The organism is Bacillus sp. FSL R9-9530, from assembly GCF_038008145.1.
Classification (GTDB): Bacteria; Bacillota; Bacilli; order Bacillales; family Bacillaceae_G; genus Bacillus_A; species Bacillus_A mycoides.
In genome coordinates, this window is sequence record NZ_JBBOYO010000001.1 from 3,079,014 (window position 1) to 3,092,596 (window position 13,583).

Sequence of the window (13,583 nt, forward strand, 5' to 3'; positions counted from 1 at the left end):
AGAATTACTACTGAAAATTTGGTTTACTATATACATATACAACTGGCAAAGGAGATAGTACAATGCAGGCACCTCCTTCTTTTTATGAAGGCGATACATTAGTGGTCGCAAAGAAGTTACTCGGACATAAACTCGTTCATATTGTAGACGGCATAAAGCGGAGCGGTTTTATTGTAGAAGTAGAAGCATACAAAGGTCCAGATGATAAGGCCGCTCATAGTTACGGAGGCAGACGGACTGATCGAACAGAAGTAATGTTCGGTGCACCGGGACATGCTTACGTATATTTAATTTACGGCATGTATCATTGCTTTAACGTAATTACAGCACCAATCGGCACCCCGCAAGGAGTTCTCATTCGTGCCCTTGAACCTGTAGATGGAATCGAAGACATGAAACTAGCGCGCTACAACAAAACTGACATTACGAAAGCTCAGTATAAAAACTTAACAAATGGCCCCGGAAAACTATGCCGCGCGCTCGGAATCACTTTAGAAGAGCGCGGCGTATCACTTCAAAGTGATACGTTACATATTGAATTAGTTCCTGAAGAAGACCATTTATCATCCACACATAACATAATAGCTGGCCCTCGTATTAATATTGATTATGCAGAAGAAGCCGTTCACTATCCATGGCGGTTTTATTATGAAAAGCATCCGTTTGTTTCAAAATAAAGAAGCTATCCTATAAGTAAGTGAAACCAACTTATAGGATAGCTCTTTTTTCGTAATTCATCAAACGCCGAAAAGCCGAAATCCGGGCTCGGATTTCGGTTTTGTTTCTATAAAAGAAACCGTTGTTCCTAAAGCATTGCCAAATACAGCTCATCTCCAAAGAGAAAATCTTAAAAGCATTATTTTTTTAATGCATAATAATTATCCAAATTGAATTTCGACATAATGAAAGTTCCTGTTGGCGTTAAAAGTTGTGACATAGATTGTATGACCTGCGGTAATTTCGCTGGCTCAATAGGATGTGATAACAAAATGTACTGGAATTTTTCATCTGTAAATACCTCATGTAACTTGTCATACTCAGCAGAAGTTGTAGGAGCTACCCTATTTGCAAGAGCTGCTGCTTTTTCATTAATTTCTGCTCCAAATATGGGAACTGCCGGGTAACGCCTTTTCATTTCTAATAAAGTTGCACCACATCCAGCTCCTATATGAAGAATATTCACTTGATCAGGCGCAAATCGATCTACAATTGCTAGTAAATCATAATGAATGTATAAACTTTCACCATAAAATCCCCATTTTTCATACAATTTTATATTATTTGCATGTAAAACTACAGAAAATTTCATACTATCTTCTTTCCATGAGACACTTCCGTAGTGATGAATAAATGTATCTTTACATAAATACAGTTTATATCCTTTTTCAAACATTCTTAGTGACAAATCATCATCTTCATAATTCCCCGGTGTAAATCGTTCATCTAATAATCCAACTTCATCTAACACTGATTTTTTTATAAGCATACAGAATCCGATTAATTTCATACGTTCTTCCCATTTATTTTTATCACTTTGATTATATAAAGTTGCAAACTTCTGCATTCCTTCAATATCTTTATAAAAGGTTGGTATAGCAGTATAGTAAGCGGCATTATTAGTTATGGGCCCTACCGCTCCAGTATCCTTACTTTCATATAAACACCGAATTAAGTTACTTAGCCAATTTTCAGTTACGACCACATCATTATTCAATAATAGAATATTGTCACCTTTTGCCTCTTTAATTCCCTGATTGCATCCCTTTGGAAAACCCATATTCTCCGCATTTTCCACTAGCATAATATCCGATTGTTTTTGTAACCATTCTACAGTACCATCTGTTGACGCGTTGTCCACAACTATTAACTCATACTCTTGTTCCACTGTATAAGTTCTAATACTTTGGATGCATTCTTTTGTATACTGTAATTGATTATGAGTCAATATAATTATACTTGTGAGCATGAATCAAACTCCTCTCAGCAGCCAAAATGATATCTAGTATTATTAAATATTATTTTTCCGATAAACTATCAAAATATTTTCTATTATATTCAATGCTCGGATTATTAGGTATGAACAGTGCAGCTTGTTCGTTATGATAAATTGCCTTTTCATATTCTTTTATTCGATCATAACAAATACATAGTTGAATATGCGGCAACCATGTATGACACTCTTCTCGGACAAACGGCGAATCCTTTGGCCTGGGCCCGTCAATTGCTGCATGGTACCAATATATCGCTTTAGAATATTCCCCTTGTTGCAAAAATAAACGTCCTAAGTGGCAACAAAGTTCTCCTCTAGGCGTGTCATACGTAAATGATTGTAAACAAGACTGTATAGATTTTTTTAAGTCTCCCAATTCTAAATAACATTCGGCTCTTTTTAAACAAGCTTGAATGTTATCTTCAACCCAACCCTTTTCTTCATCTAAAAACCTAGAATACCCCTTAACAGCCTTATCAAATAATCTGTGATCCTTACATTCATTTGCATAATAGTACACATCGCGGGGGCTAAACTCTTTTCCACTCTCAAGATGTTTTTCGTATATTTTTAAATTACGATTAGTATATGCTTTTTCTTTTTTATGACTTACCCCTACGTCACTATTTATAAGATTTCCATACACCTCTAAATATTCATGAACAAATCCATACCATTGAAAATTTTTACTTCTGTTGACTAATCGATATCTCCTTAAAGAATGTGTTGGATTTCCTTCTATATCAAAAGTTAAATAATATTTCATAGATACTGCATCCGTACTACGATCTAACGTATGTTTTAACTGCAACAATTTCTTTATATCTTCCGTATCTATTATGTCATCTGCGTCTAGCCAAAGAATATATTCTTTTGTAGCTTTAGAAAACGCAAAATTTCGTGCCGCTGAAAAATCTTCAATCCATTGAAAATCATAAACTTTCGCGTCGTACTTCTTCACAATTTCTTTTGTAGCATCTGTGGAACCTGTATCTACAATAATAATTTCATCCACAACACTTTTAACCGATTCTAAGCATTTTGATATAGTTTGTTCTTCATCTTTTACAATCATGCATAAACTAATAGTAATGGAGTTTTCCATCATATCCCCCCTATCCTTTTGATGTATATGTTTGGAGAGAAATTTATATTTCTTTTGCTTCAAAATTGAGTTTTCATTTTACAAAAGAAACATAATGAGGCGGTGCAGTGAAATTGGATAGGGGAATTTCACTCGAAGATTGCAAATCAATGAAAAAAACCGAAGCCTGAACAAGACTTCGGTTCTTTATATAGAGAATACATAATTTCGATTCCTTTTTACTCCGCACCTTCCGCGGTCGCAATATCATTCTCTAAGTTTTCTCTTGATAATTCAGCTGCCATAAAATCAGCTGTTTCAGGAAGTGCTAAATGCATATGAGCTTTTTGACAAATTTGGATCGTACAGTTTTCTACAACATAGTCGAAAACATGCCCGCCACCGCTTCTTTCATCATCAATGTAATGTAAGTGGAAACCAGCTACACCAATACCTTGCGCGTAATCTGGTGTCCAAAATCCAGCTAGCGTACCTTCTGTATCTTTAAATGAAAAGATCGGTTGTGATTTCGTCACTTCAACGAGCGGCGTATACGGTTTTTCTTGTCTTGGAACAGTTCTCGTTCTTACTTCACGGAACGTTCCATCCATTCGAATACCGTAAAATAAGTTTTTACTTGGCATTAACTCATGTAATAATGCTTCCACTTCTTCACGATTCATCGGACGCTCTACCGTATAACTCATTTCTTTTTCAAAAAACGTTACAGTCGCAAACGGTGTTGTTTCTTCCGGTTCTACTTTTTCCGCTGAACCGTCTGAACGTAAATGGTAAAACTCATTATCAAACGCAATCATTTCACCATCTAATTGATCAAATGTACCGATGCCAAAATCACCACGTTCTTTCAATTCCTCAAAGTTAATAACACCATCGTATATACCATCTAATAGCGCAAGCATTGTAGATGTTTGATATACTTCATTACTCATTTTCGTTCTTTTTGCATCAATATCAATTAATTGCGCAACAGTCATCTCACTCATGCCCCCATCAGTTTAATTGGTTTGGTAATAATTTTTCGCTTAATTTAATGTTGTCACGGTAGTCAATTGGAATATCAATAATGACAGGACCTTCTGCTTCTAACGCTTCTCTCAATACACCTTCTAATTCGTCTGGTGTATTGACACGAAGACCTATTGCTCCGAAGCTCTCTGCATATTTCACAAGATCAACATCGCCAAACTCTGTAGCTGATGTTCTACCGTATTTCATCATTTGTTGGAACGCAACCATATCATATGTACCGTCTCTCCAAACGAGATGTACAACCGGTGCATTTAAACGTACCGCTGTTTCTAACTCCATCGAAGAGAATAAGAAACCACCGTCACCTGACACTGAAACAACTTTTTTACCCGGCTCAACTAAAGTAGCAGCAATTGCCCAAGGAAGTGCAACACCTAACGTTTGCATACCGTTACTAAATAATAGTCTACGTGGTTCATAAGAACGGAAACATCTCGCCATCCAAATAGAATGGGAACCGATGTCACATGTAACGGTTGTATCGTCACTAATTAAAGAACGAAGTGTACGAATGACTTGAAGTGGATGCGTAACACCTTCTGAAGCACGATTTGGAACTTCTGCTTGCTCTGATAATTTCGAGCGTAATCGTTCTAAAACTGCTTCTGATTTCGTATTTAATACAAGCTTCGGTAATTTCTCCGCAATGCTATTTACAGTTAAAGCGATATCGCCAATTAATTCACGCTCTGGTTGGTAATCATGGTCGATATCTGCTTGGTGATCATCAAGGTGAATAATTGTTCTATCGCCAAGTTTATTCCAGAATTTCGGATCATACTCAATTGGGTCATAGCCGATAGATAAAACAAAATCCGCTTCTTCTAGTAAAATATCACCTGGTTGGTTACGGAATAATCCAACACGGCCGAAGAAATGATCTTCTAACTCACGCGAAATTGCACCAGCTGCTTGATACGTTTCAACAACAGGAAGTTCTGTACCAGCAATTAACTCACGAACTGCTTTCGTTACTTCATTGGTGCTTGCTCTCATACCGAGTAAAATAACTGGTAATTTTGCTGATTTTATTTTTTCTACTACGTATTCAATATGATTTGTGGGAGCGATTCCAAGCTGTGGCTTAGAAAGCGCACCGATAGATTCTACTGTCGTTTCCGCAGTCATAACGTCTTGCGGAAGACTTACAAGTGTTGCTCCTGGATTTGTAGAAGTAGCACTTCGAAATGCATTAGTAAGTGCTTCTGGTACATTATCAGGATGCTCGACTTCTACGCTATATTTAGTGATTGGTTCGAATAATGCAGCATTATCCATAGATTGATGCGTACGTTTTAATCGATCTGTACGCGGAACTGCACCAGCTAAAGCAACAACGGGATCACTCTCCGCATTCGCAGTAACAAGACCTGTCGCTAAATTTGATGTCCCTGGTCCTGAAGTTACAAGACATACGCCCGGTTTCCCTGTTAATCTACCAATAGCAGCTGCCATAAAAGCTGCATTTTGTTCATGACGACAAACAATTAACTCTGGTCCTCTTTCTTGCAGTACATCAAATACAGAGTCAATCTTCGCTCCTGGAATACCGAAAACATGTGTAACACCTTGTTTAATTAAACAATCAACAACAAGATCTGCTCCTTTTGTTTTTGTTTTCACGTCGTTTGCTTTTACACCTGTACTCAAACTAATCATCCCTTTATTTCATAATGTGTGTAATAAAGATTTTAATTTTATATACTTCACCACATTAATTAACATAGTGTAATATATCTTGTTTATTATTATAGTACAAATGCATTATTTTTCCAACGATATGAATTTGACAGTTTTTTGACAACCTCTAAGGAATACGCTTACAACCCTTTGTTTATCCTAAAAGAATATTTTTATATCTTCTCTAAAAATGCACGAAAAAATTCCATCTAATCACAGTATTAATAAGATTATAGTACCTTGCAAAGAACATTACTAAATGATATATTTGTAAATATTGGAATACCCAATAATTGGAACGCGCTTTATAATTCGTATCCCCTTTTCAAAAGATAGGATTCTCAGCTTTAATTCATCATTTTATAAAGGAAAGTGATTGTTATGAAGAAAAATGAATTTTTAGAACAACTTAGTTCTTCCCTGCGGAATATGCCTAGTTTAGAAAAGAAAGATATTATTTCAGAGTATGAAACTCATTTTATCAGTGCTAAACAGGATGGGAAATGTGAAGAAGAAATTGCTAGAAAACTAGGAAACCCTAAAACGATCGCGAAAGAGCTTAATGTCTCCTATGCAATACATAACGCTGATAATAAACGAAGCTTTAAAAATATGATAACCGCACTATTTTCTGTTATGAGCTTAAGTGTTTTAAACTTTGCCTTTATCATTATCGCCTTTTTCGTACTACTCTTTTTATTACCGATTCTTCTAGCCCTTATCATTGCCACTCCATTATTAATCATTTCACCTATTTTATTAATAGGGTTAGGCTTTTTTAAAGGATTTCATCAAATTAGTTATTCCGATGTTTATAATGTGTTCATCGCTTTTTGCAGCGGTTTACTCATATCCGTCATATCTTACCAAATGGTAAAACATGTATACGCAACTTTAGTAAAGTATTTGAAATGGAATATAGCTATTTTACAAAGATAATAATGAATATAAAAGGAGATTAAAATGAAGAAGTATACTTTATATCTACTCATGTTACTTACAATTTTATTTCTATCAGCTTGTTCAAACAGTGCACAACCTAAGGAAGAAAACGATGTGCAATCTATTAAAGATGTAACGATAAAAATTCCAGAAACTATATTCACTTCCTCAAAAAAGAATGAAACGATTAACGAAGACGAAATGAAACAAAATATAAAAACTTATTTAGATTATAGCGGAGAGTTAGACGAAAACATCGTTCCACTTTCATCATCTATGTCTGACGAGAATGTCACGGAATCCGACCGTGAGAAATTAAAGCAACTAGTAGATTTAGCAAAACAAAATGATGCGAATTTCCATGATTTTATTAGTAACAATACGATCCCTGATGATTACAAAAAGCCTTCGAAGGAAATTCATGATTTTATTTCAGCATCTACGGCACTTTCAGTAGAACTAGAGGACGAATTAGACAAACTCGCGCAAGATGGTAACTTATTCAAAACTGATTTTTCTTTTACAAAACGCTTTGAGAAAGTTAATGGTAGGAAGCAAAAAGAAATTGAAAAGTTTTTGAAAGAAAAAAATATTAGAACTGAGTATTTCAACAAGTAATTATATATGTAAAAGAGAAATTGAAAGATACATCATATATCCCCTTCAAAACAGTCACTAACACATGGCTATTTTGAAGGGGATTTTTTGTGGAAGGACTATCAAATTTCCTACACAAAAAAACGCCCCTATAGTAGGAGCGTCTTCTATCATTACGCTTGTTGCGCGCTATATAATTCTTCAAGTGGCTTCATGATGATTTTGTTAACGTCAGTGATAACGATGTTTAAACGTTGCTCAGTTTCCATTAACTTTGTGATTTTAGCATCTTGTTGAATGCGAGCTACAACTTCTTGTGCTTTTTGGTTGTCTTCTTCAGTGATTTCTTGGCCTTGCATCATTTTTTGTTGTAAGCCAAGTTGCATCGTGCGGAACTCTTCGAATAAGTTCTTTGACTCTGCATCTCCTTGTACTGCTGCGTAGCTTGCTTTTAGTGTTTGGAAATCTTCGTTTTCAGCGATTGTTTTTTGTAATTCATATGCAACATCATGAATGTTTTTTGTCATTTTATTTTTCCTCCTTTAGAAGGCTAGCGCTTTTCGCTCGCACTGCCTTTTAAGTGCATTTACATACGCACCTCTTCCTACCATATCAAACTATGCAAGAGATGGGAAGAAATTTCACTTTTATTTCTATGCACCCATCTTTATTACTTAAGGAACAAGAGTAACAACCCTTGAATAAATCCAATTGTTCCTCCTAATAACGCCCCTAAATATGTAATCATTTTTAACTCATTTTTTGTAATGGACAATACGAGATCTTCTAGTCTCTCTGTTGAAAATGTAGATACTTCCTGCTGGACAATTTCCGCAAGCTGTAGATTTCCCAATATACTTCCCACATTTTCTGTCCCCCACTTCAAGCCTTTCTCTACTGCGCTAGGGACCACTTTTTCAACGATTGTTTCTCGAACTGGCTCACATACTTGCTGAACAGACTGATTTAAAAATCTACTCACTGTTTCCTCTACTTTAACCGCTGACAATATGGAGTTCACAATCATTTCTTTCTCTACGAACGTTTCTAATTCTTTTACGTCTCTTCCTTTTAACTTTTCCCACTCTTTTTGCAGTACATCAGTTAACAGACGCTCTGTTCCATCTTGTCCTAAAAACTTAATGACTTCCGGCTGCACGCGATCAACTAAACTTACATTCCCTAAAAACATACCAACTAAGTTAAGCAGCGTTCCGCGAGAAGCGAAAAAGTCATCAATCATTTTTGAAAGGCGTTCCTTTCCTTCTTCACTTTCCAAAAAGCTAATTCCTCTTTTTAAAATAAAAGATGCTACATTCGGAATCGCATTCTCTACTTTTTCATGAACAGAATGAGGTAACGCCTGTTCCCATGTATATGTATAGTACTCTGCTAAAAATGCATGAATTTTTTCTGTAATAACATGTTCGATTTTCCCGATCGCCTCTTCTTCTACATGTTCTAAATTCCATTTTTCTAACATATCCCGTAACGACTGTTCATTTGTAATTACTTTATCAACTTCCACTTGTGTCCAGCGAATTAAACTGGTTTGAAACTCTTTATTTGTTAGTTTTTTTCCGATTCCTTCTGGTGTTAACAAATGGTCTACAACCATTTTACCTAATTGAACAGCAAGCTCATCGCGGCGCTTCGGAATTAACCCTGGCGTAAATGGAACTTGAAACTTCCCAATATAAATCGGACGATGAGGACGAAATAACATTTTTATCGCTAAATGATTTGTGTATCCTCCAATAATTGCCCCGAGCCCTGTCGTTATTAACATATTTAACCATATATTCATCACAATCAACCTTTCACTTCTCCAAAACTATAGCATATCATCATACGGACAAAAGTATAATGGTATAAAAACGTATTTGCAATATATAGCTTCGCCTATAATGCAAACATCTTATTACTAAAGGAGTGATTTCGTTGGTTCTTGGTCTTTTAACTTCCGGGCTCCATCACGAGCAAACGTATTACACCGAAATCGCTAAGCGAGCTCGTCTTTATCATAACGTCGTTGCCCAATTCACACCGTTTAGCATTGATTCAAAGACAGATCTTGTTTCTGGTCTTATTTACGATACAGATACAGGAAATTGGATAGATCAAACCTTTCCCATTCCTTCATATATATATGATCGTTGTCATTTCAAAGAGGATGAGGAATTCCAACAAGCAAATGCGATTATTCATTCATTACACAAACGTTCTTCCACTACTTTTTTAAACAACACACTTATTAACCCAAGCGATTTACACAATCTTTTTCTTACTAATAAACGTCTTTCCCCTTACGTACCAAAAATAATAAAAGGAACAGTACAAGGAATTTTTAAATTACTACTAGAAACAAGAGATATTATTATAAGACCAATCAATATACACTCCAATGAAAATTTATATCGGGCCACTTACAAAAATAAAACATTTCATATCGATACAATAAATGAACAACATCATACTTCTACTCAATTCAAACGAACAGATAAATTTATATCATGGTGCAAATCGAACATACACTCATTCCGTTATATGATTCATCCAATGTTACAACCTCCAAATCAACTATCATATCCGATTCATATTCGAACCATTATGCAAAAAAATAAAGAACAGAATTGGAAAGTGCTCGGTCAATTTATACAAAAATCTTCATTCCCAGCACAATTTTTACTTTCAGCAACAGAACGTTCTATGTTACATCCATTTTCTAAAATTAAATATTTACTTTCTCCAACTGGCGTTCAATTATTAAAAGATGCTTTACATGATGTTGTAAATGAAGTGTTTAAAACACTCGATCAGTCCTATTCTTCATTATTTGAACTAGAGCTTTCTACCATTATGGATCAAAAAGGTGCCATTTGGCTTATGTACGTCAATACGATGCCTTCTTACGATGTTTATACTAGGTACAACGACGAACTGGCTGAACAAATTTTTCATGGTCCATTAAAGTTTAGCCGATTTACACCATAACGAAAGGAGGAAATCCCCGTTGAAAGAGCACATATATACATTAAGTATTTCAGATGAGCATCCAAATAGTATTACTTTACCTTACGTTTTTTCTATTACACCACCAATTACATCCTTTTTCTTTGGCTTACGTTATATTACATGTGAGAATATTAAAATTCATTATTCATTCACGCGAGAAATTATTATTGGCGAACAGATTGCAGCCGATCTTTTACTACCGCATTCGACGGCAATCCATGCCTTCTTACACAATCAAACCATTGTTTTCGGCCCATTAATCGGGATTTTTACAACTGGCTTTAACGATGATTCTAATTCTCCTTTAGGAAGTCGTTCCATCTCTCTCAGTGAGTTATTAACACCACCATTCACATTGCAGCCATTTGTATTTGTCTTTGGCATTCAACATATAAACTGGGAAGAGGAAACAATTGAAGGGTACTTCTTTCAAGAAGGAAAATGGGTAAAAAACAAAGTCCCTTTACCAAATGTCATTTACGACCGATTACCAAATCGGCAAGCAGAAAATTACAAACCTATCGTAAGAGCAAAAAAACGTTTAGAAAGCGACTATGCGATTCCGTGGTTTAATCCGGGATTTTTCAATAAATGGGAAGTGCATCAACTTTTAATGAAAGAAGATTCAATTAAACCATTCTTACCAAATACAGAAGTATTTCAACATTTTGAACAAGTAGAACGACTTCTCGGTACGTATAAGTACATTTATATGAAACCAATACACGGTAGCTTCGGAAGAAATATTCATCAAATACTCTATTCTCAAACTGATAATTGCTACTATTGTCGTTATCGTGAAAATGAACAAAACAAACTAAGAAAGTATCAATCATTAGAAGCCCTTCTTAACCATGTGTTAAAAGGACATGATTTAAAAAAGTTTATCGTACAACAAGGTATCTCACTGCTCCGCTTCGAAGGGCAACCCGTCGATTTTCGCATTCATACAAATAAAAACCATTTTGGTAATTGGGTAGTCAGTGCAATCGTCGCAAAAATCGCCGGCAAAGGTAGCTTAACAACTCATGTAAATAGCGGCGGTGATACGAAATTACTTCAGGAACTATTTCCTGATTCAACAAAGCAAGTTCAAATTGAAAATAAACTAAAACAAACAGCCTTACAAATCAGTTATGCACTTGATGGGCAAGTAACCGGGAACATTGGAGAAATTGGTTTTGACATTGGTTTAGACACCACGGAAAACCCGTGGCTATTTGAAGCAAATTCTAAACCGGGGCGAACTGTATTCCAAGATGAAAAGTTAAAAGAACAAAGTGAACTTACGCGCCAATTATTTTATGAATATGCCATCTATTTAACTGAACACTCTTTGCGCGACAAGAAAGAAAAAATGTCACAAATAAAATCAGATCCTTCGTCACATACCGAAAACATCCCTTCCCCTATGATTAACTCACAAATACAAAAACAAAAACTTCCACCTCCTTCATAAGGTGGAAGTTTTTTATTTAAACGAGCTTCACTACAACTTCTGTTTCCACATTACATACTCCGCAATAAAAAACATGATTGCAATACTCCTGTGAATTATTATGTGTTAAACCGTCTACTGCACTTAATAATTCTTGATCCATATATGCACTGTAATCGTCTATGTAATCTACAGTTTTCCCATAATCTTGGAGTATACCTTGGCAATTTTGACAAGAATATGTTTGTGATTCTAGCGCGTTGCAAAGCGGGCAAATTCCCATCATGATTCCTCCATACGTTATCGTTTAAAAACAATTAAAAAGCCCTTTTTTTAGATTGAAGAGAGCATCTAGCCGTGCATAGACGCGGTCAGTTCCTTTTTCTGCCCCATCCTGGGTTAAAACAGAACTATGTAGTTGCTCCCGATTTAATTTTCATTTTACTAAACTGGAATTTGTCTCACTTTAACAAATCATAAGTTAAGTAAGCCAAGCTGGTTATACAAAGAAAAAAACGCATATGATTTCGCTCTTAGTTTAGCCTTCTTTCTTAAAAATACAACGATTACTCTTATTTCATAATTTACGAAATGATGAAATATTTTTTACAAAATTTACAAATTATTTTTTTGTATATCTTTCTAGGTAACATCCATACTATGAGTACAAACTTAATTACCGATGGATTAGCGCCAAACGGGGCGATAATCTGGTTCAAATCCAGCTAGTCCAACCAAAAAAATTTTTATAACTCTAAGGAGGATATATTCCTATGGCAAACCAAAGTTCTTACAATCAATTAGTAGTACCAGGTGCAACAGCAGCAATCGATCAAATGAAGTACGAAATCGCTCAAGAATTTGGTGTACAATTAGGAGCAGATTCTACGGCTCGCGCTAACGGTTCTGTTGGTGGAGAAATTACAAAACGTCTAGTTGCAATGGCTGAGCAAAGCCTTGGCGGATTCCAAAAATAAATATATATGGCAAAAAGGTCTCAAGGCATATGCCTTGAGACCTTCCTTAATTTATTGCAACATTTGTAAAAACTTCTTCGTTCGTTCTTCTTTTGGATTTGTAAATACATCTTCCGGTGTACCTTGTTCGACAACGACACCGCCATCCATGAAAATAACACGGTTCGCAATTTGATGAGCAAAGCGCATTTCATGCGTTACAATGACCATCGTCATTCCTTCTTTAGCAAGTTCTTTCATAACCTTTAAAACTTCTTGAACTAGCTCAGGATCAAGTGCTGACGTTGGCTCATCAAATAGTAAAACTTCCGGCTCCATCGCAAGCGCACGAGCGATTCCAACGCGCTGTTGTTGTCCACCTGATAATTGGAACGGATATAAGTCTACTTTATCCGCAAGACCAACTTTTTCAAGGAAATAGTTTGCTTTTTTCTTCGCTTCTTCTTTCCCCATCTTTTTCACTGTAACGAGCCCTTCCATTACATTGTGAATTGCTGTTAAATGAGGAAATAGATTATGGTGTTGGAATACCATACCTGTTTGCGTACGAAGATTTACAATATCTTTCTTCGATACTTTTTGAGAGAAATCGAGCTCTTTATTGCCGATGCGAATGTTACCAGCGTTCGGCGTTTCTAACACGTTGAGACAACGTAAGAATGTCGTTTTACCAGATCCAGATGGCCCGATAATAACAACCACTTCGCCCTTCTCAACTGATAGGTCTATATGTTTTAATACGGTATTATCTCCGAAACTTTTTTGTAAATGTTGAATTGAAATCATAAAAACAAAAACTCCTTTTAT

The 13,583-nt window shown here is 35.7% G+C and carries 14 protein-coding genes; 6 read left to right on the forward strand and 8 right to left on the reverse strand.

The genetic code is table 11. From position 1 onward, the window contains the following. Window positions 1-62 precede the first annotated feature (62 nt). On the forward strand, window positions 63-677 hold the full coding sequence (locus MKX66_RS15445; protein WP_012260391.1) for a DNA-3-methyladenine glycosylase: 615 nt from the start codon (window positions 63-65) through the stop codon (window positions 675-677). Window positions 678-856: 179 nt separating this feature from the next. Here MKX66_RS15445 and MKX66_RS15450 read toward each other — a convergent pair whose 3' ends face one another. From MKX66_RS15450 to alsS, 4 genes are all read right to left on the reverse strand, one after another. Then, window positions 857-1,966: a glycosyltransferase gene (locus MKX66_RS15450; RefSeq protein ID WP_002169077.1), complete on the reverse strand. Its 1,110-nt coding sequence runs from the start codon at window positions 1,964-1,966 to the stop codon at window positions 857-859. 49 nt (window positions 1,967-2,015) lie between these two features. Then, complete coding sequence (locus MKX66_RS15455) at window positions 2,016-3,095, reverse strand: tetratricopeptide repeat-containing glycosyltransferase family 2 protein (protein ID WP_215590783.1); 1,080 nt, start codon at window positions 3,093-3,095, stop codon at window positions 2,016-2,018. A 218-nt stretch (window positions 3,096-3,313) separates the two neighbouring features. Then, complete coding sequence (alsD, locus tag MKX66_RS15460) at window positions 3,314-4,072, reverse strand: alpha-acetolactate decarboxylase (RefSeq protein WP_002030021.1); 759 nt, start codon at window positions 4,070-4,072, stop codon at window positions 3,314-3,316. A 16-nt stretch (window positions 4,073-4,088) separates the two neighbouring features. Then, window positions 4,089-5,777 carry an acetolactate synthase AlsS gene (gene alsS / locus MKX66_RS15465; protein ID WP_002125517.1) on the reverse strand — a complete coding sequence of 563 codons (1,689 nt, stop codon included), beginning with the start codon at window positions 5,775-5,777 and terminating at the stop codon, window positions 4,089-4,091. A 411-nt stretch (window positions 5,778-6,188) separates the two neighbouring features. Between alsS and MKX66_RS15470 the strand changes: the two genes are divergently transcribed. Both MKX66_RS15470 and MKX66_RS15475 read left to right on the forward strand, forming a co-directional pair. After that, window positions 6,189-6,746, forward strand: coding sequence for an HAAS signaling domain-containing protein (locus MKX66_RS15470; protein ID WP_215590782.1), 558 nt, complete (start codon window positions 6,189-6,191; stop codon window positions 6,744-6,746). Window positions 6,747-6,770: 24 nt separating this feature from the next. After that, window positions 6,771-7,367 (forward strand): NDxxF motif lipoprotein, encoded by a 597-nt coding sequence (locus MKX66_RS15475; protein ID WP_088292456.1) that lies wholly within the window; start codon window positions 6,771-6,773, stop codon window positions 7,365-7,367. Between the two features lie 152 nt (window positions 7,368-7,519). Here the strand turns inward: MKX66_RS15475 and MKX66_RS15480 are convergent, their stop codons facing one another. Continuing rightward, window positions 7,520-7,873, reverse strand: a complete 354-nt coding sequence (locus MKX66_RS15480) for a YlbF/YmcA family competence regulator (protein WP_002030016.1) — start codon at window positions 7,871-7,873, stop codon at window positions 7,520-7,522. Window positions 7,874-8,016: 143 nt separating this feature from the next. After that, window positions 8,017-9,162, reverse strand: a complete 1,146-nt coding sequence (locus MKX66_RS15485) for a DUF445 domain-containing protein (RefSeq protein ID WP_033708825.1) — start codon at window positions 9,160-9,162, stop codon at window positions 8,017-8,019. Window positions 9,163-9,287: 125 nt separating this feature from the next. On the opposite strand from MKX66_RS15485, the gene MKX66_RS15490 reads away from it, so the two are divergent. Beyond that, a complete protein-coding gene (locus tag MKX66_RS15490) occupies window positions 9,288-10,340 on the forward strand; it encodes a YheC/YheD family protein (protein WP_002010850.1) in 1,053 nt (350 codons plus the stop codon). A gap of 19 nt (window positions 10,341-10,359) precedes the next feature. Continuing rightward, window positions 10,360-11,820, forward strand: a complete 1,461-nt coding sequence (locus tag MKX66_RS15495; protein WP_012260385.1) for a YheC/YheD family endospore coat-associated protein — start codon at window positions 10,360-10,362, stop codon at window positions 11,818-11,820. Window positions 11,821-11,836: 16 nt separating this feature from the next. Here the strand turns inward: MKX66_RS15495 and MKX66_RS15500 are convergent, their stop codons facing one another. Then, on the reverse strand, window positions 11,837-12,082 hold the full coding sequence (locus MKX66_RS15500; protein ID WP_002087367.1) for a hypothetical protein: 246 nt from the start codon (window positions 12,080-12,082) through the stop codon (window positions 11,837-11,839). 490 nt (window positions 12,083-12,572) lie between these two features. Between MKX66_RS15500 and sasP the strand changes: the two genes are divergently transcribed. Continuing rightward, a complete protein-coding gene (gene sasP / locus MKX66_RS15505) occupies window positions 12,573-12,776 on the forward strand; it encodes a small acid-soluble spore protein, SasP family (RefSeq protein ID WP_000013349.1) in 204 nt (67 codons plus the stop codon). 51 nt (window positions 12,777-12,827) lie between these two features. Here sasP and MKX66_RS15510 read toward each other — a convergent pair whose 3' ends face one another. Then, a complete protein-coding gene (locus MKX66_RS15510) occupies window positions 12,828-13,562 on the reverse strand; it encodes an amino acid ABC transporter ATP-binding protein (protein WP_002010843.1) in 735 nt (244 codons plus the stop codon). Window positions 13,563-13,583 lie beyond the last annotated feature (21 nt).